The 22,982-nt window shown below is 64.1% G+C and carries 17 protein-coding genes; 9 read left to right on the top strand and 8 right to left on the bottom strand.

What is annotated here, in order from left to right; translation table 11 throughout:
- Positions 1 to 35: 35 nt before the first annotated feature.
- The 3 genes from AC1DXS_RS09845 to apbC form a co-directional block, all read right to left on the bottom strand.
- Positions 36 to 1,664 (bottom strand): OFA family MFS transporter, encoded by a 1,629-nt coding sequence (locus AC1DXS_RS09845; protein WP_477737329.1) that lies wholly within the window; start codon positions 1,662 to 1,664, stop codon positions 36 to 38.
- 262 nt (positions 1,665 to 1,926) lie between these two features.
- A complete protein-coding gene (locus tag AC1DXS_RS09840) occupies positions 1,927 to 2,868 on the bottom strand; it encodes a LysR family transcriptional regulator (RefSeq protein ID WP_477737328.1) in 942 nt (313 codons plus the stop codon).
- 19 nt (positions 2,869 to 2,887) lie between these two features.
- Complete coding sequence (apbC, locus tag AC1DXS_RS09835; RefSeq protein WP_477737327.1) at positions 2,888 to 3,979, bottom strand: iron-sulfur cluster carrier protein ApbC; 1,092 nt, start codon at positions 3,977 to 3,979, stop codon at positions 2,888 to 2,890.
- A gap of 191 nt (positions 3,980 to 4,170) precedes the next feature.
- On the opposite strand from apbC, the gene metG reads away from it, so the two are divergent.
- The gene (metG, locus tag AC1DXS_RS09830) at positions 4,171 to 6,276 is read left to right on the top strand and encodes a methionine--tRNA ligase (RefSeq protein ID WP_477737326.1); all 2,106 of its coding nucleotides are present in this window, start codon (positions 4,171 to 4,173) and stop codon (positions 6,274 to 6,276) included.
- A gap of 48 nt (positions 6,277 to 6,324) precedes the next feature.
- On the opposite strand, the gene AC1DXS_RS09825 is transcribed toward metG, so the two are convergent.
- Positions 6,325 to 8,130, bottom strand: a complete 1,806-nt coding sequence (locus AC1DXS_RS09825; protein WP_477737325.1) for a sensor domain-containing diguanylate cyclase — start codon at positions 8,128 to 8,130, stop codon at positions 6,325 to 6,327.
- 216 nt (positions 8,131 to 8,346) lie between these two features.
- Between AC1DXS_RS09825 and AC1DXS_RS09820 the strand changes: the two genes are divergently transcribed.
- Complete coding sequence (locus AC1DXS_RS09820) at positions 8,347 to 10,020, top strand: SulP family inorganic anion transporter (protein WP_477737324.1); 1,674 nt, start codon at positions 8,347 to 8,349, stop codon at positions 10,018 to 10,020.
- A 20-nt stretch (positions 10,021 to 10,040) separates the two neighbouring features.
- Here the strand turns inward: AC1DXS_RS09820 and bamE are convergent, their stop codons facing one another.
- Positions 10,041 to 10,562, bottom strand: coding sequence for an outer membrane protein assembly factor BamE domain-containing protein (gene bamE / locus AC1DXS_RS09815; protein WP_477737323.1), 522 nt, complete (start codon positions 10,560 to 10,562; stop codon positions 10,041 to 10,043).
- Positions 10,563 to 10,701: 139 nt separating this feature from the next.
- Between bamE and AC1DXS_RS09810 the strand changes: the two genes are divergently transcribed.
- The 7 genes from AC1DXS_RS09810 to AC1DXS_RS09780 all read left to right on the top strand — a co-directional run bounded on the left by AC1DXS_RS09810 (position 10,702) and on the right by AC1DXS_RS09780 (position 19,121).
- Positions 10,702 to 10,929: a DUF3460 family protein gene (locus tag AC1DXS_RS09810; RefSeq protein WP_477737322.1), complete on the top strand. Its 228-nt coding sequence runs from the start codon at positions 10,702 to 10,704 to the stop codon at positions 10,927 to 10,929.
- 36 nt (positions 10,930 to 10,965) lie between these two features.
- Positions 10,966 to 11,847: a segregation and condensation protein A gene (locus tag AC1DXS_RS09805; RefSeq protein WP_477737321.1), complete on the top strand. Its 882-nt coding sequence runs from the start codon at positions 10,966 to 10,968 to the stop codon at positions 11,845 to 11,847.
- A gap of 249 nt (positions 11,848 to 12,096) precedes the next feature.
- Positions 12,097 to 13,758, top strand: a complete 1,662-nt coding sequence (locus AC1DXS_RS09800; RefSeq protein WP_477737320.1) for a ShlB/FhaC/HecB family hemolysin secretion/activation protein — start codon at positions 12,097 to 12,099, stop codon at positions 13,756 to 13,758.
- A gap of 49 nt (positions 13,759 to 13,807) precedes the next feature.
- Positions 13,808 to 16,045 (top strand): two-partner secretion domain-containing protein, encoded by a 2,238-nt coding sequence (locus AC1DXS_RS09795; protein ID WP_477737319.1) that lies wholly within the window; start codon positions 13,808 to 13,810, stop codon positions 16,043 to 16,045.
- A gap of 30 nt (positions 16,046 to 16,075) precedes the next feature.
- Positions 16,076 to 16,825: a hypothetical protein gene (locus AC1DXS_RS09790; RefSeq protein ID WP_477737318.1), complete on the top strand. Its 750-nt coding sequence runs from the start codon at positions 16,076 to 16,078 to the stop codon at positions 16,823 to 16,825.
- Between the two features lie 160 nt (positions 16,826 to 16,985).
- A complete protein-coding gene (gene nadB, locus AC1DXS_RS09785; RefSeq protein ID WP_477737317.1) occupies positions 16,986 to 18,719 on the top strand; it encodes an L-aspartate oxidase in 1,734 nt (577 codons plus the stop codon).
- Between the two features lie 42 nt (positions 18,720 to 18,761).
- Positions 18,762 to 19,121, top strand: a complete 360-nt coding sequence (locus tag AC1DXS_RS09780; RefSeq protein ID WP_477737316.1) for a 5-carboxymethyl-2-hydroxymuconate Delta-isomerase — start codon at positions 18,762 to 18,764, stop codon at positions 19,119 to 19,121.
- Positions 19,122 to 19,163: 42 nt separating this feature from the next.
- Here AC1DXS_RS09780 and pabB read toward each other — a convergent pair whose 3' ends face one another.
- From pabB to nadC, 3 genes are read right to left on the bottom strand one after another with little or no spacing between them, the layout of a single operon-like run.
- Positions 19,164 to 20,912: an aminodeoxychorismate synthase component I gene (pabB, locus tag AC1DXS_RS09775; protein WP_477737315.1), complete on the bottom strand. Its 1,749-nt coding sequence runs from the start codon at positions 20,910 to 20,912 to the stop codon at positions 19,164 to 19,166.
- A 10-nt stretch (positions 20,913 to 20,922) separates the two neighbouring features.
- Entirely contained in the window at positions 20,923 to 22,038 is a 1,116-nt protein-coding gene (gene nadA / locus AC1DXS_RS09770; protein ID WP_477737314.1) for a quinolinate synthase NadA, read from the bottom strand.
- 2 nt (positions 22,039 to 22,040) lie between these two features.
- Positions 22,041 to 22,910, bottom strand: a complete 870-nt coding sequence (gene nadC, locus AC1DXS_RS09765; RefSeq protein WP_477737313.1) for a carboxylating nicotinate-nucleotide diphosphorylase — start codon at positions 22,908 to 22,910, stop codon at positions 22,041 to 22,043.
- Positions 22,911 to 22,982: the final 72 nt, after the last annotated feature.

The following is a 22,982-nucleotide window of genomic DNA, read 5'->3' as shown; positions in this document are numbered from 1 at the left end:
AACGGAAAGGTCAGTGAATCAATAACAACAATGAATCAGGCGAAAAACTTGGCCACGCTTTGCAGCGTGCGGTAAATGCCCCAGGCCAGGGGGATGCCCACCGCAAGCCAGGCCAGCACCACCACCGCAGGGCTGACCGTGCCGCCGTTGCCGCCATTGGTGCGATGCAACTCCGAGGCCGCGGCTTTTTCGTGCGCCAGGCGTTTTTCCTCCGCGAGTTCGCTGTCGGTCATGAACCACTTGGGGTTCAGCGGGCGCACCAGCAGGTTGCAGATCAGGCCCACCACCAGCATGCCCACCAGGATGTACATGGTCTGGTTATAGACCTGTTCACGGGGGATGCCAAGGCCGAGCTGGTATTCGCGCATGTAGTTCACCACCACCGGGCCCAGGATGCCCGCCGTGGCCCAGGCCGTCAGCAGGCGGCCGTGGATGGCGCCCACCATCTGCGTGCCGAAGATGTCGGCCAGGTAAGCCGGCACGGTGGCAAAGCCGCCGCCGTACATGCTCAGGATGACGCAGACGGCTCCCACAAACAGCACGATGCTGCCGGCCGCCGCGCTGCCCGGAATGCTGGCGTACAGAATGCCGCCCAGCACGAAGAAAACCACATAAGTCAGCTTGCGGCCCAGCTTGTCGGAAAGGCTGGCCCAGAAGAAGCGGCCGCCGATGTTAAAGAGGCTCAGCAGCGCGGTAAAGCCGGCCGCCACGGTGGCGATGGCTGCCAGTTGGGCCTTGTCGAGCTCGCCGAATTTCTGGTTCAGGCCGATCAGGTGGCCGCCAAAGACTTCCTGCAGCATGGGCGAGGCCATGCCGATCACGCCGATGCCGGCGCTCACGTTCATGCACAGCACCATCCAGATCAGCCAGAACTGGGGAATGCCCCAGACTTTTTTCACGTGCACATGGCGCTGCGTGATCATGGTGTTGGTGGCGGCGGGCGGCGGCGTCCAGCCTTCGGGTTTCCAGCCGGTTTCAGGCACGCGGTAGCCGAAGGCGCCGGCCATCATGAAGACGAAGTACACGACGGCCATGACCACAAAGGTCTGCATCACACCCACGCTGGTCGGCGAGGCGAAATATTTCATCAGGTCGGCGGCGAGGGGCGAACCAATCATCGCGCCGCCGCCGAAGCCCATGATGGCCATGCCGGTGGCCATGCCGCGGCGGTCCGGGAACCATTTGATCAGCGTGGAGACCGGCGAGATATAGCCCAGGCCCAGGCCTATGCCGCCAATCACGCCGGAGCCCAGGATCATCAGCCAGAACTGGTGCAAATAAATGCCCAGCGCCGAGATCAGCATGCCGCCGCACCAGCAGACGGCCGACACCACGCCGGCCTTGCGCGGGCCGGCGCGCTCCAGCCAGCCGCCCCAGGTGGCCGCGGAAATGCCCAGCAGCACAAAGAACAAGGTGTACATCCAGCCCAGGGTGGAGATCTTCCAGTCGCAGCTGGTGGTGAAGAGCTCGGCGATAAAGCCGACTTCAGGGCCGCACTTGATGGACTCCTTGATGCCCAGCGCCTTGGACAGCGGCAGCCAGAACACCGAAAAACCATAGGCCATGCCGATACACAGGTGGATGGCGAGGGCGGCGGGAGGCACCAGCCAGCGGTTGAAGCCGGGGCCGGCAATGATGCGCTCTTTGTCGAGGAGTCCTGACATGTCTTTTATCTCCGTGTTATTGCTTATGAGTACTTCCGCCCTGAACGAGTGCGCGAAGTGTCGCGGCCGCACGGCAACACGGTCAAATTGAATCGAGACATATGTCCATTCAAAAACTAAATAGAGCCCCCACGCTTGCTCACTTCGTGTAGCCGCTGCCCCCCGAGGGGGCGCTGCGCCTGCGGCCCGGCAAAGCCGGTTCCGCGGCCCCTGCTGGTTTAGGGAGCCCTCTTCGACGTGTGGAGGCGTATGAAGCGGAGCGTTAGACGCTCAATAGGCCGCTATGCGCAGCGGCATGACGCAGCCAGCCGGCGTCCTGGGCCAGGGCCAGTGCGGCTTCCAGGGTGCGGGATGGATCGCCGCCCTGAGCCATAAAGCCTATGGTGGTGCGCACCTCGGGGCTGACCAGGGGCAGGGCTTCGAGTTCGCGGTAGCCGCGCACCGCACCCACCAGCGCGCCGGGCATGACGGTGCAGACATTGCCCTCGGCCACCGACAGCGCCAGCGTCAGGATGGAGTTGGTCTGGATCACGGGCTCGCAGGCCTCGCCGGCTTCCTGGAAGGCCTTGTCAACGAGGGTGCGGTTGTGCATGTCACGCGTGAGCAGGCACAGCGGGTGTTTGGCGGCTTCGGCCCAGCTGATCTTGGGGCCGATTTGCATGACATCCTTGCTGGCCTTGGCGGCACGGCGCACGAAGAAATAGTGCTCGGTGTACTGCTTGATCTGGCGCAGGCTGGGTCCGTTGGCGCGCAAGCGGTCGGTGTAGCCCAGGCCCATGTCCAGGGCCAGGCTTTCCAGGCCGGCCTCCAGTTCGTTGGAGCTCATGGAGCGCACCGTCGGCGAGATACCCGGGTAGCGCGCCTGCAGCAGGGCGCAAAAGCGCGCGGCCACCGGCATGGCGGTGGGCACGGCCCCTATGGCCAGGCTCCCCTGCGGCTTGCCGATGCCGCTGTCGAGTTCCTGCTGCAGCAGCTCGCGCTCATGCAGCATGCGCTGGGCGCTGAGCAGCACGCGCTCGCCTTCGGGCGTGAAGCCTTCAAAGTTGCGCCCGCGCCGCACGATGACGGTGCCGAACTCCCGCTCCAGCGCGCGCAGCGCATTCGACAGCGCCGGCTGCGTGATGTGGCAGGCCTGCGCAGCGCGGCCGAAATGTTTGTGCTCGTCGAGCGCGGCCAGGTAACGCAGGGAGGCCAGCAGGTTCATGGGCGAAAGGCCTGGTGCCTCAGGTGTTCTTGCTGATGGTGATGGTGGGGAACTTGGCGGAGAAGTCCTTGGACTTGGCCGCCACGGTGACGGCCATCTTGCGCGCCACGGCCTTGTAGATGCCGGCGACTTCGCCGTCCGGGTCGGCCACCACGGTGGGCCGGCCGTTGTCGGCCTGCAGGCGTATCTGCATGTCCAGCGGCAGCGCGCCCAGGTAGTCCATCTTGTAGTCGGCCGCCATTTTTTTGCCGCCGCCCTCGCCGAAGATGTGCTCGGCATGGCCGCAATTGCTGCAGATGTGCACCGCCATGTTTTCAACAATGCCCAGGATAGGAACGCCGACTTTCTCGAACATCTTGATGCCCTTTTTGGCGTCCAGCAGCGCAATGTCCTGCGGCGTGGTGACGATGACGGCGCCCGTCATGGGCACGCGCTGCGACAGCGTGAGCTGGATGTCACCGGTGCCGGGGGGCATGTCGACGATCAGGTAATCCAGGTCTTTCCAGTTGGTCTGGCGCAGCAGTTGCTCCAGCGCCTGGGTGGCCATGGGGCCGCGCCAGATCATGGCTTCGTCCTGGGCGACCAGGAAACCGATGGACATCACCTGGATGCCATAGTTCTCCATGGGCTCCATGTTCTTGCCGTCCACGCTCTCGGGCCGGCCTTCTATGCCCATCATCATGGGCTGGCTGGGGCCGTAGATGTCGGCGTCGAGCAGGCCCACGCTGGCGCCCTCGGCCGCCAGGGCCAGGGCCAGGTTGACGGCGGTGGTGCTTTTGCCCACACCGCCCTTGCCGGAGGCGACCGCGATGATGTTCTTGACGTTGGGCAGCAGCTGCACGCCGCGCTGCACGGCGTGGCTGGCCATCTTGACCGCGACGTTGACAGAGACGTTGCCCGCGCCCGGCACGGCCTTGACGGCGGCGATCAGGCTTTTGCGCAGGCCGGCGACCTGGCTCTTGGCGGGGTAGCCGAGTTCGATGTCAAAAGACACGTCGTTGCCGCTGATCTGCAGGTTTTTCAGGGCCTTGGTGCTGACAAAGTCTTTGCCGGTATTGGGATCCAGCACGGCTTGCACGGCGTTCAGGACGGCCTGTTGGTCCAGGGACATGGGGGAATACTCCGGTGAATCTGACAAATGGGAGCGGCGCTCTGGCGGCGGCGGGGGTTGGGCTGAAGTCTAACGCCGTGGCGCCGGCCCTGGGGTCTTGGGGGCTTGCCAAGGCGACTTCCGACCGGGGCGACTTAAAATCGCGGGTTAGCCCGATTCTCAAGGCTTTCAAGCCACAAAGCACCCTCCTTATGTCCCAGCGCCAACTGTTCGTCACCACCGCCCTGCCCTACGCCAATGGCAATTTCCATATCGGCCACATCATGGAATACATCCAGGCCGACATCTGGGTGCGTTTCCAGCGCATGCAGGGCCATGCGGTGAACTTCGTGGGTGCCGACGACACCCATGGCGCACCCATCATGATCGCCGCCGAAAAGGCCGGCAAGACACCGCAGCAGTTCGTGGCCGACATCGCCGCGGGCCGCAAGCCCTACCTGGACGGCTTTCACATCAGCTTTGACAACTGGCACTCGACCGACGCGCCGGAAAATCATGAACTGGCGAAACAGATTTACCGTGACCTGCGCGACAACGCCCAAGGTTCGTTGATTGAAACCAAAACCATCGACCAGTTCTTCGACCCTGAGAAGAACATGTTCCTGCCGGATCGCTTCATCAAAGGCGAGTGCCCCAATTGCCATTCGAAAGACCAGTACGGCGACAACTGCGAAGTCTGCGGCGCGGTGTATGCGCCCACAGACCTCATCAACCCCTACTCGGCCCTGTCGGGCGCCAAACCCGTGCTGAAAAGCTCGGAGCATTTTTTCTTCAAACTGTCGGACGAGCGCAGCGTCAAGTTTCTGGAAGACTGGATTGACGGCAACAACACCAAAGGCAAGCCCCGCCTGCAGCCCGAAGTGGCGAACAAAGTAAAAGAGTGGTTTTCCGTCCGGACCAATGCCGATGGCACCCAGAGCGAAGGCCTGGGCGACTGGGACATCAGCCGCGACGCCCCCTATTTCGGCATCGAGATCCCTGATGCGCCGGGTAAATACTTTTACGTGTGGCTGGACGCCCCTGTCGGCTACCTGGCCTCGCTCAAGAACCTGCTGGACAAACGCGGCGAAGACTACGCCGCCTACATGGCAGACCCGAAGCTTGAGCAGATCCACTTCATCGGCAAAGACATCGTCACCTTCCACACCCTGTTCTGGCCGGCCATGCTGCACTTCAGCGGCCGCAAGACGCCCGACAACGTGTTTGTGCACGGCTTCCTCACCGTGAACAACGGCGAGAAGATGAGCAAGAGCCGCGGCACCGGCCTGGACCCGCTCAAGTACCTGAGCCTGGGCATGAACCCCGAATGGCTGCGCTACTACCTGGCGGCCAAGCTCAATGCGCGCAACGAGGACATCGACTTCAATGCCGATGACTTCATGGCGCGCGTAAACAGCGACCTGGTGGGTAAGTACATCAACATCGCGAGCCGGGCCGCGGGTTTTATCAGCAAGCGCTTTGCCGGCCAGCTTGGCGAGGTGTCGGCCGACGGCGTGACGCTGCTGGACGCGCTGCGCGCGGCGAAGGACACTATCGCGCCGCTGTATGAAAGCCGCGAATTCGCCAAGGCCTTGCGCGAAACCATGCTGCTGACGGACCGCGTCAACGCCTATGTGGACCAGAACAAGCCCTGGGAACTGGCCAAACAGGACGGCATGGACGCGCGCCTGCAGGACGTCTGCACGGTGTGCATCGAAGCCTTCCGCCTGCTGACGATTTACCTCAAACCCGTGCTGCCCGCGCTGGCGGCGCAGGTCGAAGCCTTTTTGAAGGTAAGCCCGCTGGGCTTTGCCGACGCCAGCGCCATGCTGGGCAAGGGCCATGTGATCGGCGACTACAAACACCTGATGCAGCGCGTCGACCCCAAGCAACTCGAGGCCCTGTTCGAGCCGCCGCCCCAGGCCGAAGCCGCACCCGCTGCGCCCACCGATTTGCCCGGCGGCGAGGCGCTGGCCCCCGTCATCACCATCGACGACTTCGCCAAGGTCGACCTGCGCATCGCAAAAATCGTCAACTGCGAAGCGGTGGAAGGCTCGACCAAGCTGCTGCGCCTGACGCTGGATGCCGGTGAAGGCCGCATGCGCAATGTGTTCAGCGGCATCGCCTCGGCCTACAAACCCGAAGACCTGGTGGGCAAGCTCACGGTGCTGGTGGCCAACCTGGCGCCGCGAAAAATGAAGTTCGGCATCAGCGAAGGCATGGTGCTGGCTGCCAGCCACGCCGATGAAAAAGCCCAGCCCGGCATCTACGTGCTGGAACCCCTGCCGGGCGCAACGCCGGGCATGCGCATCCACTGACGCACTGACACACCGGGCTTTGACGGCGGCGCTTCTCGCCGGCCGCCGTTAATGGGCCGCTGTATTGATAAACCGCAAGCCGGTGCCTGAACGACCCGAAAGCTCCCTGAGCACATTGCCCATGGCGTGCAGCAACTGCTCGGCATCAGGCTGGCCAAAAGGCGCCTCGGCCACAGCAATCCTGAACTGCAGCATGGTGTTGGGCGGCAGGCTCGGGCTCTCGGCCAGGCCCCGGGCGATCAGGCGCTGCGCCATCTGCGTGAGTTCGTCGCGCGTGAGGTGTCCCTGAAGGATCAGCACAAAATCGCCGTCCCGGTGGCGCGCCACGGTGTCGCCATCGCTGGTCACGCCCGCCACGCAGGCCCCGGCTTGCACCACCGCGCTTTGCGCCGCTTCCATGCCGGAATCCTGCCGGATGTCGATGGCGTTGCCCAGGCGCACGCGCAATACCGCCCCCACGCCCGGGTCGCGCCGCTGCCGTGCCAGCAGGGCATCCAGCCGCTGCAGCAGCACACGGTGGTTGCCCAGCCCGGTCAAGGGATCCACGCGCGTGAGCGCGCCGACGCGGGCCCGGTTGTCGCGCTTTTCGCGGCTGCGCAGGTACAAGGCCACCACCAGCAGGAGAATTTCGAAGGCCGCGCCTATCTGCGCCCCGTACTGCGTGGCCGTGCCCAGCGGCAGCATGCCCTGGGTGCGCAGGATGGGGAAAATCGAACCCACCGTCAGGCAGACCATGGCGGCCAGCACCCAGACCCCCACCATGGGCCGGCGCCATACATACCAGCCGGCCACGCTGAGGTAGACGGCCATGCTGCCCAGGTAATAAGGGGTGGCCAGGTTGAAGGAAGACTTGTTGCCCATTACCAGGAAAGCCGCCAGGATGCCCGCGCCTATCAGCGTCATCAGCAGCAGGCCGCGCGACAGCCAGGGCGCGTCGCGGTCGACCACCATCTGGCGCAAAAAGAGATGCAGCAGCGCGGCGGTGGCCAGCGTCATGGCGACCGGCGCGCTGTCATTCCACCAGGCGCTGCCGGTCCACAGAAACTCGCCGGCCAGCCCCGTCAGCGCCAGTTGGCCCGTGGCCACCACCAGCACGTAGCCGGCGAAAAAAAGATGGATGCTGTCGCGCCAGGAAATGGCGTGGACCGCGCTCATCATCGCGATCAGCAGGACCAGCCCGATGTACACCCCGAGCAGGAGATGCGATTCCTTGGACTGCTCGTGAAAACTGGCGGGGTCCGACAGCTCCCAAGGCACGCTGATGGGATAGTTGTGCGCCACCCGCAGGTAGCTGGGGCGTGTTTCGCCGGGCTGCAGCACGAGCTCGAACGCCGGGGTCAAATGGCGAACCGGCCAGGCCGCAACAGGAATGTCGTCACCCGAACGCTCCAGTTGCCACAAACCGGGGCCGGACGCCGGACGGTACAGGTCCACGCTGTCCATGTTGGGATGGGGAATGGTGAGCATTATCGGCGTGGGCGCACCGACCGCCGGCAAGGCCAGGCGATACCACAGCGCCGCCCCGCCTCCGGTGGGCATGATGTCGTGCGGCTGCACGGCACGCCCTTCACCGGCATCAAACTTGCGTTGCACCTGGTCGAAAGTGAGGGTGCCCGAGCTGTCGACCAGCACCTGCCCCTCGCCCATGACGTCGCGCCCGGTCTTGAAAGGGCCCGGCACCACGGCCGCGGGGTTAGCGGCGGAAATCTCGGTGGGAGCAGCCTCCACGGACGGGGAAACGGAAGCTTCTTGCGCGGCAACCATGGCGTGCGCGAGCAACAACGCCGCCAGGGCGGCCGTCAGCCGCGGCAATCGCCATCCGCACACCCACGAAAAACCGAAAAAACCGGGCAATCACTTCTCCAGGAAAAGCACGCTGGGACACCGGACCCAGGCGCCGTGAAGCCCCAAAGCTTATCCAGTCCGCGAAAGATCGAAAAAAGTTAAAAGTAAGTAATTCGACCTAATAAACCATTATTACTGTAACCAGCCTTTACATTGTCGGCAATGGAAAAATGTCACGCCCAGGACTTCTCAGCGGCATAGGGCTGGCACCACAATCAAAAAACCATGCATTTGCCCGCCTACCTTGCGCCGTTTCGCCCCCGTCTTTTTTCAGCTTTGGCGGGCTATACGAGGGAGCGATTTTTCAAGGATGCGGGAGCGGGCCTCACGGTCGGCATCGTGGCCTTGCCGCTGGCCATGGCTTTTGCGATCGCCTCCGGCCTCAAGCCCGAGGCCGGCATCTGGACCGCCATCATCGCCGGCGCGCTGATTTCCGCGCTGGGCGGCTCGGCGGTGCAGATAGGCGGCCCCGCCGGCGCCTTCATCGTGATCGTCTACGGCATCCTGGAGCGCTACGGCCTGGCCAACCTGCTGATCGCGACCGCCTGCGCGGGCGTGCTGCTGTTTCTGCTGGGCCTGTTCAAGCTGGGCACGCTGGTGCGCTATGTGCCGGTCAGCATCGTGGTGGGTTTTACCAACGGCATCGCGGTGTTGATCGTGCTGTCGCAAGCCAGGGATTTGCTGGGCCTGGTCGTGCCCAAGATGCCGGCTGATTTCTTCTCGCAGATCAAGGTCCTGGGCAGCCACCTGGACAGCTTCAATCCGTATGCGCTGGGCCTGGGCCTGGCCTGCCTGCTGGGCCTGTTCATCTGGCCGCGGCTGTTTGACACGAAGGCGCGCGCCGCGGGCGGCTTCTTCACCATGCGGCTGATCCGCCTGATGCAGGCGGTGGAGGGCGTGCAGCTCAAACGCGCCACGCGCATGGCCTCGCGCATGCCCGGCCCCATCGTGGCGCTGGTCACGCTGACGGCCTTTGCCTACTTCCTGTCCCTGCCGGTGGAAACCATAGGCACGCGCTTTCACGGCATCCCGCGCGCCCTGCCGTCTTTCGCCCTGCCCGACTTTTCGTGGGAGACGGTGCGCTTGCTCGTGGCGCCTACCATCACCATCGCCATGCTGGGCGCGGTGGAATCGCTGCTGTGCGCGCGCGTGGCCGACCAGGTTTCGGGCCTGCCGCGCCACGACCCCAACCAGGAACTGATGGCCCAGGGCGTGGCCAACTTCGTCGTGCCCTTTTTCGGCGGCATGCCGGCCACCGGCACCATCGCCCGCACCGTGACCAACGTGCGGTCCGGCGCCAGTTCGCCGGTTTCGGGCCTGGTGCATGCGCTCACGCTGGCCGTCGTCGTGCTGGCGGCCGCGCCGCTGGCGGTGCATGTGCCGTTGGCGGTGCTCTCGGGCATCCTGCTCTACGTAGCGTGGAACATGGGCGAGTGGCGCGAATTTGCCCGCCTTCCCAAGGCCAGCAGCCACTACCGGCTCATCATGCTGGGCACGTTTTTCCTGACGGTGGTGTTCGACCTGACGGTGGCCCTGCAGGTCGGGTTGATCCTGGCCTGCGTGCTGTTTGTCAGACGCATGAGCAGCCTGTTCCAGGTGGTGGAAGTCTCGCGTGATGCCGACACCGCGAGCTTCCAGCTCTACGGTTCGCTGTTCTTCGGCGCGGTGGCCAAGCTCGATCCCATCCTCACCGTGGTGGAGAGCGCGCCCAAGGGGCTGGTGGTGCGGCTGGACGTGCAGTCACTGCAGTCGCTGGACACCTCGGGGCTGGACGTGCTGGAGCAATTGCACAAGGCCATCGTGCTCCGCGGCGGCCGGCTGGTGATCGCGGGGGTCAATGCCCAGCCGCGCGCCGTGATGGAGCGCACAGGCTTTCTGGGAAAAGTCGAGTCGGTCTAGCCGGCCGTATGGAGCGTGCCTTAACGCGTGCCGCCGCTGGGGCTGACGCTTTCTTCGTCGGCCGATGCCGTGCTCTTGACCTTGAGGTCGGCATCAAACACCACCGTGAAAATACGCGAGGTGCCGGGCGGGTTCAGGTAACGCCAGTCGTAATGCGTCTCCTGTTTGAGCGCATAAGGCGTGACCTTCATGGGCTTGCCGAGCATTTTGCGCACCTGCTCCATGCGCATGCCGGGCAGCACTTTTTCGAAGTTGCGCGGTGTAAGCACCTGCCTGAGCGCGCTCATCTTGCCGTCAGCGCCTATGGTGATCATGTAGTTGACCTGGCCCTGCGGCTGGCGGTTGTATTCAAAGGTGCGGGCGCCGGGCGCCGCGGCCGCGCCGGGTTGGGGCGTCTCGGCCATGTCGGCCGCCTCCCAGATTTTTTCGGGCTCGCCGAAACGGGCACGCACGTCGGCTTCGGTCGCCACCCCTTCTTCAAGTTCGGCGATGCGCTGCGGATCGCAACCCACCAGGCCGAGGACCAATGACAGCAGACCCATACAGGCGAGCATCTTTCTGGAAAAAGGGAAGGGAAACCCCGTTTGGGCCGGTAACAAGGGCGAAAAGGGCGAAATCAAGGAAGGCATGGCGGACCCCGGTAAAATCAGCCCACTATACGTTTCAGGCAGTTTAGACCCCATGGCCCTCCTCAATATCTTCCGCCGCTCCGACTACACCTCCGACACGACGCAGTTCATCGACCAGCTCAAGGCGAAAAAGCCCACGCTGGAGGCCGAGCAGCGCGCCGGACGTGCCCTGCTGTGGGACAAGAACCTGAACCGCAGCGAGCAAGCCGAGTACAGCGAAGCCCGGGTGCCGCAGCAAGCCTACGTCTACGGTACCAGCAACCATCCCAACGGCAAATAAGGGCCTACAGCCCCCACGGTTGCATTCGCTGCTTTCATGTCCCAGCCCCATTTCCCGCCCTCCCCCCAGGAACTGCCGCCGCCCGCCACCCAGGCGCAGCCTGAAGCGGCGGGCACGGACATGCCCGAAGTCATAGACCAGGTCGCGCTGGCACGCCTTTACGGCGAGCCGCTGTTCGCGATGCCGCACGACCTGTACATCCCGCCCGATGCGCTGCAGGTTTTCCTCGAGGCCTTCGAAGGCCCGCTGGACTTGCTGCTCTACCTGATCCGCAAGCAGAACTTCAACATCCTCGACATCCCGATGGCGGCGGTCACGCGCCAGTACCTCACCTACGTCGATGAGATTCGCGCCACCAACCTGGAACTGGCGGCCGAATACCTGCTGATGGCGGCCATGCTGATCGAGATCAAGTCACGCATGCTGCTGCCGCCCAAAAAGGTGGCCGAGGGCCAGGAGCCCGAGGACCCGCGCGCCGAACTGGTGCGCCGCCTGCTCGAGTACGAGCAGATCAAGCTGGCCGCCCACAAGCTCAACGAGGTGCCGCAGTTCGGCCGCGACTTCCTGCGCGCCCAGGTCTATGTCGAGCAGTCGCTGCAGCCGCGCTTTCCCGATGTGAATGTGGTGGACCTGCAGGAAGCCTGGCGCGACATCGTCAAACGCGCACGCCTGGTGCAGCACCACGTCATCAGCCGCGAGGAACTCTCGGTGCGCGAGCACATGAGCATCGTGCTGCGCAAGCTGCAGGGTCGCAAGTTCCTGGAGTTCGAGGAACTGTTCGACGCCGCGCGCGGCATGCCGGTGCTGGTCGTGACCTTTATCGCGCTGCTCGAGCTTTCCAAGGAAGGCCTGCTGGAAGTCACGCAGGCCGAGGCCTTCGCGCCGATTTACGTGCGCCTGGCTTACACGCCGGCCTGAACACCCCTGACTGCCATGTAGCCGACGCTACGGAGCCAGGCGGATTCAAAGAAACCAAAGAAACCCACAGCAGACTGATGTGGTCAATAGGGTTTTATTGAAATACTTTCAGATTTATAGGTTCTAGCGATTAACTTGCTAACTGGCAGCGTTGCGTCCTACTCTTTTCGAGAAGGCATCCGCGCAGGATGGGGCACAACTTAGGACCCCATGAAAACTGCGCGAGGATGCGCCCCTACACCCCGGGGTTTGAAAAAAGCCTTGCTTCCCTTGACAATGCTGGCTCTGAGCCAAGCCCTTCTGGCCCAGCAACTCCCCGGTGCCGGCAGCCAGATTCAGCAGCTTCCTCCCGTTCCCGTTCCGCAGAAAGCGGCGCCGGAAATCAGGATTCAGGAAGGCACAGCACCTGGAAAGGCCGAACCCGGCACCGCCAAAATTCTGGTCAGAAGCCTGCAAGTCACGGGTTCACGTGTATTTTCCGAAGCCGAGCTTGTGGGCCTCACCGGCTTTGCTCCCAATACCGAGCTGACATTGGCCGAGTTGCAGGCCATGGCCGCCCGCATCACCGACCACTACCGGAAAAACGGTTATTTTGTCGCCCGGGCTTATCTGCCTGCGCAAAGCGTCAAGGACAACACCGTCACCATCGCAGTCAGCGAAGGCCAATACGGCAAGATCGTCCTGAACAACCAGACCCACCTGTCGGATGACCTGGTCCGAAACATCCTGAGTGGCGTCAACAGCGGCGATCCCATCACCAACGACACGCTCGAGAAGCGGCTGCTGCTGCTTTCGGACATTCCCGGGGTCAAGATCAAGTCAACACTGGTGCCCGGGGAAACGCCCGGCAGTTCCGACCTGCTGGTCGACATCACGCCAGGCCAGCGCATCAGCGGCAGCGTGGACGTGGACAACGCCGGAAACCGCTACACCGGCGAATACCGCCTGGGCGCCACGGTCAACATCAACAACCTGCTGGGCCAGGGCGACGTCGCCAGTTTTCGGGGGGTAACGTCCGGTTCAGGGCTGAACTACGGGCGCGCGTCCTACCAGCTTCAGCTGGGCAAAGCCACGGTTGGCGTGGCCTACAGCCGCCTCGCCTATGAACTGGGCAAGGAATTTACCCCCCTGCAGGCCAACGGCACGGCGGAAATTGCGAGCATCTACGCAAGCTATCCATTGATTCGCTCACGCAACACCAATCTGAACGCCGGCCTCAACTACGACCACCGGATCTTTCAGGACCGGGTGGATGTGGTCCCCTCGGTCGTCGACAAGAAGGCGAACGTCGTCACGGCAAGTCTCTACGGGAGCCACCTTGACAACCTGGGCGGTGGCGGAATGAACGCTTTTTCTCTGGGACTGTCTGCCGGCAACCTGGATATTGAAACGCCTGCTGCTCTGGCGGCCGATGCAACCAGTGCGCGCACCAACGGCTCCTACGGCAAGCTTGCTTTCGGTGCGAGCCGGCTGCAGCGCGTCACCGACACCCTTTCCTTTTACGCGGGCGTCAACGGACAACTGGCCTCCAAAAATCTGGACTCTTCCGAGAAGATGGTACTGGGCGGCATGGATGGCGTCAGGGCCTATCCGCAGGGCGAAGCCTTTGGCGACCAGGGATACATCGTCACCCTGGAAGCCCGCCTGCTGCTACCCAAACCAGAAAGTTTGCCCGGCCAGTTTCACCTGATCGGCTTCGTTGACGGAGGCAGCGCCACCATCAACAAAAAACCGTGGGCGGCAGGCGACAACCACCGCAGCCTGGGCGCTTATGGCGTGGGGCTGACCTGGGGCGAGCCTGGCAATTTTGCGATCCGGACCTACTACGCACGCAAGCTCGGTGACTCGGCCGCCACCTCGGCACCAGATAAATCGGGGCGATTCTGGATCCAGGCCATCAAGTATTTTTAAGTGCGGCGACCGAGCACCCCACACCCAGCAAGCTTTTGAAGGACGCACCATGAACCACATCTACAGAACCATCTGGAACGCCAGTTCCCGCGCCTTTGTCGCCGTCGCCGAAAACGCCAGCGGTCAGGGGAAACAAAACGCGTGCACTGCGGCGGGCAGCGCACGCCCTTCTTTTGCGGTCAATCTGCTGTCAGCGTGCCTGATGCTCGGGTTCGGCGGCGCGGCCCTTGCCCTGCCCACCGACGGCGTGGTTGCGGCCGGCTCGGCCATCATTTCCAGCACAGGCTCTACCACCACCATCAACCAGGCCACCGCTAACACGGTGATCAACTGGCAAAGCTTTGGCATTGCAGCCGGTCAAACCGTGCAGTTTGTGCAGCCTGGGGCCAACTCCGTCGCACTCAACCGCGTGCTGGGGGCGGACGCATCCAGCATTCTGGGCAACCTGTCGGCCAACGGCAAGGTCTTTCTGCTCAATCCCAACGGGATCCTGTTCGGCGCCGGTTCACAGGTCAACGTTGGCGGCCTTGTCGCCACGACCATGAGCCTGAGCGACGCCAAATTCATGGCGGGTGACCACAGCTTCACCAATGCGGGCAATGGATCGGTGGTCAACCAGGGCACGATCAATGCAGCCGATGGAGGGTACGTGGCCCTGATGGGCAAAACAGTCATCAACCAGGGCGTCATCACCGCGCGCCTGGGAAGCGTGGCTCTGGCCGGCGGCCAGGCAGCCACGCTCGACCTGGCCGGTGACGGTATGCTGCGCGTGTCCGTGGCGCAAGGCGCTGTCAACGCGCTGGTGGAAAACGGCGGCATGATCCGCGCCGACGGCGGCAAGGTACTGATGACCACGCAGGCGGCGGGCGGCCTTCTTCATACCGCGGTAAACAACACCGGCGTCATCCAGGCGCAAACCATCGGAAGCCGCAACGGCACCATTTTGCTCCTCGGCGATATGGATTCCGGCACGATGAATGTGGCCGGCACGCTGGACGCCAGCGCACCGAACGGAGGTGACGGCGGCTTCATAGAAACCTCGGCCGGCACAGTAAACATTGGGAGCGGGGTGCGCACGACAGCCGCTCCTTTCGGCCTGACTGGCACCTGGCTCATCGACCCTCAAAACTTCATCATCGGCCTGGGTGGAAATTATTCCAATATTCAGCTTGGCTTTGACCTGGTCAACAGCAACATCACCATCGTCACGCCACCTGGGGCCGGTGAGGGAGATATTTTTGTCAACGGCCCAGTGACCTGGACCGCCGCCGGCGCCCCGACCACCTTGACACTCAACGCTGACCGTGACGTCAATATCAATTCGACGATAACGGCCACCAACGGCAATCTGGCCGTGTGCTGCGGACGCGACGTCAACGTGAATGCGGCCATTTCAGTGACCGATGCAAGCGTCTTGCTGTCCGCAGGCCGCAACGTGAACCAGAACGCGGCTATCACCATGGTCAGGGGCAACCTGGAGATGTGCGCGGCCAATGATGTCAACGTCAACGCCAAAATCGCGATGACCAATGGCAATGCCGACATCACCCGAAGCTTGGGCCTGCCCCTCGGCCTGACCCTGATCGCCGATACGGACGGAACGGGGCCGGGTGCTGCGGGAGGCACTGTGAACATGAACGTCACTGGCGCCAGTCGCCCGAGTATCACGGGCACAGCGGGGACCGCTGCACCGGTCACCATCCACTACAACCCGGTCTCGTACGCGGCGCCCACGGATTACTTGCCGAAGTTCATACTGGTCGACAGCACGCTGACCCAGCGCATGCTAGTGTTCCCTGAAGTCACCAAAACCTACGACGGAACCACCGCCGCCACCCTCGTGTCCCTGAAAGGGAATCCGGCAGGGGTCAGCCTGGTGGCCGATCCGGGCAGCACCGCCACGTTCAACAGCGCAGACCCGGGAACCGGGAAAACCGTGACCTTTACCGGCTACCGGCTGGTCGGTCCCAACGCTGCCCAATATGCGCTGGCTACAACCTGCTGCGGACCGATTGTCAGCAAAACCACAGGGACCATCAGTCCTTCGGCTCTTGTACCTCCTGGGGCTCTGGCAGCTCTTGGGGCCACCTCTCCCTTCCGGGGCATGACCGTGGTGGCAATGGCGGGCGCTTTCCCTCTGGACCTGATGCCCACACCCTACGCCACCAACGACGATGTGTTCCTGGCACTGGCGGAAGAAAAAGAGGTGGTGCCGGCGGCCATTCCGCTCATCCAGCCCCAACCTTACGTCGCCCGGCGCTACGCCCCCAAACCGGAACGCAACTAGCCATCAAGCCCGGACCCCGGCACACACCCCATGTCACTTCCATCGCTTGCAAGTCCTCGCGTATCCCTGGCCAGCGCCGCCAGGACACTCACTGCACAGGGAATGTGCGTCGCCGCACTGCTGAGCGTGTCGGCCTTCCAGGGCGCATGGGCCGCCGGTGAGGCTTCCCCCTCCGCACGCAAACATGCCAGCTTCGGGCAACAACAAGTGTCCAGGGAAGTGGCCGGGCTGGCTGCATGGATTGTGGACTCGGCCGACAACCGGGGCATGCCCTTCATGATTGTCGACAAGGTCAACGCGCAGGTCTTTGTCCTTGACAAGAGTGGACAACTCACAGGCGCAGCGCCGGCCCTGCTGGGCCTGGCACGCGGCGACGACTCCACGCCGGGCATTGGCGAGCGCAAGCTTTCCACCATCCTGGCGCACGAACGCACCACACCGGCCGGCCGGTTTGTCGCTTCGCTGGCCCGCAATCTTCACGGCGTGGAAATACTCTGGATTGACTACGCCACCTCCATCTCCCTGCACAGAGTGGTAAAGGGAACGCCCGCCGAACAGCGCGCCCAGCGCCTGGCCAGCGCCACCCCTGCAGACAACCGTGTCACCTTTGGCTGCATCAATGTCCCTGTCAGTTTTTACGACAGGGTGGTCAACCCAGCCTTCACCGGCACCGACGGCGTCGTGTACATCCTGCCCGAGACCCGGACCGCTCGCGATGTTTTCGGATCCTATGAGGTTGACGAAAGCGCGCAGCCGCCGGCTCCCCTCGCGCCGCGCTGACCTTCCCGCCACCCCACCCCAGCGGCTCACGGGCGGCTCCATCAGGCCGCATCCAAGGCCGGGCACCTGGGCTGGCTGATAATTTGCGGTTTACGGGCTAACAGGACATCCGGGCGTTCGCCCGTACCATTGCCTGATGCAGCAAGGTCATACCGCCTCCATGAACACCCTTCCCGCCTCAGGCCTCCTGCAGCCCGCCAAGGCCGATGCCCCCGTGCAGCACACCTTTGATGTGGTCATCGTCGGCAGCGGCCTGGCCGGGCTCAGCACCGCGCTCAAACTGGTGGAAGGCAGCGGTATGGACGGCACCCCGCTTCGCATCGCAGTGCTGACCAAGGGCAAGCTGGCGGACGGCGCCAGCGGCTGGGCACAGGGCGGCATTGCAGCGGTGCTGGCGCAAGGCGAGGAAGGCGACAGCTTTGCTGCCCATATCGCCGACACGCAGGTAGCGGGCGCCTGGCTGTCCGACGAGGCGGCGACGGCTCAAGTCGTCAAGGGCGCACCGGCAGCCATCGCCTGGCTGCAGGCCCAGGGCGTGGTCTTTACGCAGGAGCCCGGTCCCGCAGCGGCGCTGCACCTCACCCGTGAAGGCGGGCACAGCCACAGGCGTATCGTGCACGCGACCGATGCCACCGGTGCCGTCGTTCAGGAAAGCCTGATCGCCGCCGTCCGGGCACAATCCTTCATCGAGGTGTTTGAGCAGACCACGCTGGTGGACCTGATCGTGCGGAACGACACCGCTACCGGCCGGCCGCGCTGTGTCGGCCTGTATGCGCTGGACAGCCGCGACGACGGCACGGCCAACGCGGGAGGCGGCATCGTCCGCACCTTTGCGGCACGCCACACCCTGCTGGCCACCGGCGGTGCCGGCAAGGTCTACCTCTACACCAGCAACCCCGATACCGCCACCGGCGACGGCATCGCCGCGGCCTGGCGCGCCGGGTGCCGCGTCGGCAACATGGAGTTCATCCAGTTCCACCCCACTTGCCTGTACCACCCCGAGGCCAAGTCCTTTTTGATCAGCGAAGCGGTGCGCGGCGAAGGCGGTATATTGCGCCTGCCGGAATCGGCAGGCGGCGCGCGCTTCATGCCGTCGCACGATGAACGCGCCGAGCTGGCGCCGCGTGATGTAGTCGCCCGCGCGATTGATTTCGAGATGAAAAAACACGGTGTGGACTGTGTCTACCTGGACATCTCGCACAAGGGCGAAGCGTTTGTGCGGGAGCATTTTCCGACCATCCACGCACGCTGCCTGTCACTCGGTATTGACATCGCACGCCAACCGACTCCCGTCGTACCGGCCGCCCACTACACCTGCGGCGGAGTACTCACCGATCTGGCCGGCCGCACCGATATCGCAAACCTTTACGCGGCGGGCGAAACCGCCTGCACCGGCCTGCACGGCGCCAATCGGCTGGCCAGCAATTCGCTGGTCGAGTGTGTGGTGTTTGCTCACGAAGTGGCAAGCGCTATCAAATCGGAAGTCGCTCAGGACCACCACATAAGGGCTGAAGGCCAAAATGATTCACAGGTTTCACTGCCCGCCTGGGACGAGAGCCAGGTGACCGATGCCGACGAGCAGGTGGTGATCGCCCACAACTGGGACGAACTGCGCCGGCTGATGTGGAACTACGTGGGCATTGTGCGAACCAACAAGCGCCTGGAGCGCGCCGCGCATCGCATCGCGCTGCTGCAGTCGGAAATTGACGAGTTCTATGCGAACTTCCGCGTCACACGCGACCTGCTGGAACTGCGCAACCTGGTGCAGGTGGCCGACCTTATCGTGCGCTCCGCTCAATCCCGCCGCGAAAGCCGCGGCCTGCACTTCAGCCGTGATTACCCCTTCACCGCTGAACAGGCCGTTCCCACCGTGCTGGTGCCGCCCGAAAGTTGATCTCCCTGTTCGTTTCTTGCCATTTTTTTATCTGGAAATCCTATGCCCCATTTAATCGTTGAGTATTCGAGCAACCTCACCGGCTTCCCCAAGGCCGAAGTGCTGCAAGCGTTGAACCAGGCCCTCACCGCCAGCCCTGAAATCCAGAATGAATCCGACCTGAAAACCCGGCTGGTCGCGCTGGGCGATTTTGAAATCGGCACCGCACCAGCCTCACGCGCCTTTGTGCATGCCCAGTTGCGCCTGCTGTCGGGCCGCACGCCGGAAGCCAAGAAGGACCTGGGCGAACGCATCGCCGCAGTGCTGCGCCGCCTGACGCCGCGGCCTGCGGGCCTGATGGTGCAGTTGAGCGTGGAGATGGTGGACATGGACCGCGCGTCCTACGTCAAGGAAAAGCTTTAAAGAGCTCTAAGCCGATTCAGCAACGCGGCTCAATAACGCGATTCAGGCAAGGGTCGCGTCTATCCAGCCCCTGAGGCTGTTCACAAAGGCCCAGGCCTGCACGCTTGCCAATTCGTCGACCCGCACGACTTGTTCGGCCAACCGGCCTTCCCGCAAGGCCACTGCCCGGCCCACACCCGGCAACAGCCCGCAAGCCAGCGGCGGCGTCACCCAGCGGCCGTCCACCCGCATCGCGATGTTGCCGCGTGTGCATTCGGTGATCTCGCCTTGCACATTCCACAGCACGCTGTCAAACACGCCCGGCTCGCTGGGCGTGAAAGCGTCGTAGTGGGCGCGGCGCGTCGTCTTGAAGCGCACAAACTCGCTGTGCGCTGCGTCGAGCGGGCGCTCGGCCAATTGCAGGCGCACCTGCGGCGGTGAGGGCTCCATGGCATAGGCCTGGGCGCTCAATTTCCCATTCGCAGCCAGCAACAAGCGAACGCGCCAGAGGCCTTGCGAATGAGCGGCCACCAGATCCTGCAGGCAGGCATGGACTTGCGCCGCATCCCATGGATGGCCAAAGTGAGCACCGCTATCCGCCATGCGTGCAAGGTGCTCATCAAGATGGCGCAGCTCCCCGGCTTCCAGCGCCAGGGTTTCGAGAATGTCGAAGGGTGCGCTGGCGCGCTCCAGAAAAGCCCGCTTGTGGCGCCACTCCTGCCACTCCGCCTGCGCCACGGAGCCCGAGGTGATGCCGCTGCCTATGCCGCAGCGGGCGTCCCGACCGCGCAGGCTCACGGTGCGTATCGGCACGTTAAAAGTCGCCGCACCACCGGGCCGCAGCACGCCCATGGCACCGCAATACACACCGCGCGGCTCCGGCTCCAGTGCATGAATCGCCCGCATGGCGCGCACCTTGGGCGCACCGGTAACCGAGCCGCAGGGAAAGAGCGCCGCAAACACATCGGCCAGGGTGCAGCCGGGCCGCGTGCGCGCCTCCACGTCCGAGGTCATCTGCCAGACCGCGGGCAGGGCCTCGGTGTGGAACAGGCGCGGCACACGCACGCTGAAAGGTTCGGCGATGCGCGACAGGTCGTTGCGCAGCAGGTCCACGATCATCACATTCTCGGCACGTTCCTTGGGCGAGTCGCGCAGGGCCTGGGCTTGCGCAGCGTCGTCTTCGGGATTGACACCGCGAGGCGCCGTGCCTTTCATGGGCCGCGTCAGCAGGTTTTCTTCACGCCAGTCGAAAAACAGCTCGGGCGAGACCGACAGCAGTTGCTCCTCGCCCGTGTCCAGAAAAGCCGCATAGCCGCCCGGCTGGGCGCGTTGCAGGGCCTGGAACAAGGCCAGGGCGCTGTGCGCATTGCCGCCCAACACGCCGCGCATCTGCGCCGTGAAATTGACCTGGTAATACTCGCCCTCGGCAATGGCGCGCTGCAGTTCGACCAGCGCGGCCTCAAAAGCGGCAGGTGTTATCGCTTCCTGCCACTGAAGCTGTGGCGACGTCTCTGTTGTGGGATCAGGCCAGGGTAGCGCCGCGTCATGCACGGCAAACCAGGCCAGAGGCCCCTGGGCCGGATGCACGGCCAGCGCGGCATCAAAAGCGGGGGCGGCCTCATAACGCAAATAGCCCACGCACCAGGCGCCTTGCCGTGCCGCGGCCTGCGCAGCATCCAGCACCGTGCGCACGTCTTCGGGACGATGTGCGACCAGTACATCGCGAGGCACGCCAAAGGCCTGGCGCAAACGCGGTCCCTCGGGCTGGTGAGGGTTGGTGAAATCGATCAGGGCGGAGAGCGCGCCCTTCAAGCCCGGGCCCTCACGCCGCGCCAATATGCGGCACCAGGCCCGCCACCGGCCGCCCGGCCTTGAGAGCCTCGGTAAACGCCAGCATGCGGTCTATCGGCAAACGGGCGCGCAGGCCCAGCGCCGCATCGACCGTGATCTCGTTGGCGCCGGTCTCCAGCACCTGCGCCAGCCCGGCCAGGCCGTTCATGGCCATCCAGGGGCAGTGCGCGCAGCTCTTGCAAGTGGCGCTGTTGCCGGCGGTAGGCGCCTCGATAAAGACTTTGCCGGGGTTCAGCGTGCGCAGCTTGTGCATCATGCCGTTGTCGGTGGCGACGATAAATTCTTTCGCGTCCATCTCGCGCGCCGCTTTCAAAATGCCCGACGTGGAGCCCACGGCGTCGGCCAGCGCCACCACGTCGGCGGGCGATTCGGGGTGCACCAGCACGCGCGCGCCGGGGTGCTCCGCTTTCAGGGCCTGCAGCTCAAAGGCCTTGAACTCGTCGTGCACGATGCAGGCACCGTTCCAGAAGACCATGTCAGCGCCGGTCTCGCGCTGGATGTAGCCGCCCAGGTGCCGGTCCGGCGCCCAGAGGATTTTCTGGCCCTGGTCTTTCAGCGCGCGCACGATGTCGAGCGCGCAGCTGGAGGTCACCAGCCAGTCGGCACGGGCCTTCACGGCCGCGCTGGTGTTGGCGTAGACCACGACCGTGCGGTCCGGGTGGGCATCGCAGAAAGCGCTGAATTCAGCGACCGGGCAGCCCAGGTCCAGCGAGCAGGTCGCGTCCAGGTCGGGCATGAGCACGCGCTTTTCGGGTGACAGGATTTTCGCCGTCTCGCCCATGAAACGCACGCCGGACACCACCAGGGTCTGCGCCGCATGGTCGCGGCCGAAGCGCGCCATTTCCAGCGAGTCCGAGACCAAGCCGCCGGTTTCTTCGGCCAGGTCCTGCAAATCGGGATGCACGTAATAGTGCGACACCATGACGGCGTTGCGCGCCTTGAGTAGCTCGCGGATGCGGGTCTTGAGCGCCGCGCGCTCGGCCTGCGTGGGCTCGGCCGGCACGCGGGCCCAGGCCTGGTGCGTGCTGCAAACGCCAGCCGCTTCGGGTTGCTCGTAATCGACGCGAATCGGCAGGACGGCCTGCATGGTCACACCGCCTGCGCGTCAAAGCGCATGGAAAAATCAATCGCCCGCACGTCCTTGGTCAGCGTGCCGATGGAGATGCGGTCCACACCGGTTTCGGCCAGGGTGCGCAGGCCGTCCAGGGTGACGCCGCCGGAAATCTCCAGCACGGCGCGCCCGGCATTGATGCGCACGGCCTCTTTCAGGTCCGGCAGGCTCATGTTGTCCAGCAGGATCATGCGCGCGCCGGCATCCAGGGCCTGGGCCAGCTCGCCCAGGTTCTCGACCTCGATCTGCACAAAATCGGCCTGCGCCGCGACTTCGGCCGCGCGCGCCAGCACCTGCGCGATGCCGCCGGCCGCCGCGATGTGGTTTTCCTTGATCAGCACCGCGTCGTACAAACCGACCCGGTGGTTGGTGCCGCCGCCCGCCACCACGGCGTATTTCTGCGCCAGCCGCAGGCCGGGCAGGGTCTTGCGCGTGTCGACGATCTGCGCGCGTGTGCCCTTCACGATGTCGACATAGACCGCCGTCTTGGTCGCCACGGCGCTGAGCAGCTGCAGAAAATTGAGCGCCGTGCGTTCGGCCGACAGCAGGGCACGGGCCAATCCGCGCACCTCGAACACCACCTGGCCGGCTTCGCAGCGCTCGCCGTCTTTCACATGCCAGAGCAACTGGGCATGCGGATCGAGCTGCCGCACCGTGGCCTCCACCCAGGCGCTGCCGCAGACCACGGCGCTTTCGCGCGCCAGCACCTGCGCCCGCGCCTGGCGGGYTGGGTCAATAAGGCCGGCCGTGAGGTCGCCGGCGCCTATGTCTTCGGCCAGCGCGCGTGCCGCGTCGGCTTGGGCCAAGTCGGCCAATGCCTGGCTGGAGAAATCAAATGACTTTTTCATGAGCAATCTAAGAAAGAAACCGCACCATACCGTGCACTAAACTATTAAATAGAGCGTAAAACTGTCGCGAAT

Source organism: Polaromonas sp. P3_B1 (assembly GCF_056402935.1).
The sequence above is the reverse complement of the archived record's forward strand: the minus strand, read 5'-3'. Positions and strand labels throughout refer to the sequence as shown.

Excerpts from the sequence above, each read along its gene's own strand:
- metG (WP_477737326.1), top strand. The coding sequence starts at position 4,171 with ATGTCCCAGCGCCAACTGTTCGTCACCACCGCCCTGCCCTACGCCAAT.
- AC1DXS_RS09840 (WP_477737328.1), bottom strand. The coding sequence starts at position 2,868 with ATGAACCTGCTGGCCTCCCTGCGTTACCTGGCCGCGCTCGACGAGCAC.
- AC1DXS_RS09805 (WP_477737321.1), top strand. The coding sequence starts at position 10,966 with ATGTCCCAGCCCCATTTCCCGCCCTCCCCCCAGGAACTGCCGCCGCCC.
- AC1DXS_RS09795 (WP_477737319.1), top strand. The coding sequence starts at position 13,808 with ATGAACCACATCTACAGAACCATCTGGAACGCCAGTTCCCGCGCCTTT.
- bamE (WP_477737323.1), bottom strand. The coding sequence starts at position 10,562 with ATGGGTCTGCTGTCATTGGTCCTCGGCCTGGTGGGTTGCGATCCGCAG.
- nadA (WP_477737314.1), bottom strand. The coding sequence starts at position 22,038 with ATGCAGGCCGTCCTGCCGATTCGCGTCGATTACGAGCAACCCGAAGCG.
- AC1DXS_RS09790 (WP_477737318.1), top strand. The coding sequence starts at position 16,076 with ATGTCACTTCCATCGCTTGCAAGTCCTCGCGTATCCCTGGCCAGCGCC.
- AC1DXS_RS09845 (WP_477737329.1), bottom strand. The coding sequence starts at position 1,664 with ATGTCAGGACTCCTCGACAAAGAGCGCATCATTGCCGGCCCCGGCTTC.
- AC1DXS_RS09810 (WP_477737322.1), top strand. The coding sequence starts at position 10,702 with ATGGCCCTCCTCAATATCTTCCGCCGCTCCGACTACACCTCCGACACG.
- AC1DXS_RS09820 (WP_477737324.1), top strand. The coding sequence starts at position 8,347 with ATGCATTTGCCCGCCTACCTTGCGCCGTTTCGCCCCCGTCTTTTTTCA.
- AC1DXS_RS09780 (WP_477737316.1), top strand. The coding sequence starts at position 18,762 with ATGCCCCATTTAATCGTTGAGTATTCGAGCAACCTCACCGGCTTCCCC.
- apbC (WP_477737327.1), bottom strand. The coding sequence starts at position 3,979 with ATGTCCCTGGACCAACAGGCCGTCCTGAACGCCGTGCAAGCCGTGCTG.
- nadB (WP_477737317.1), top strand. The coding sequence starts at position 16,986 with ATGAACACCCTTCCCGCCTCAGGCCTCCTGCAGCCCGCCAAGGCCGAT.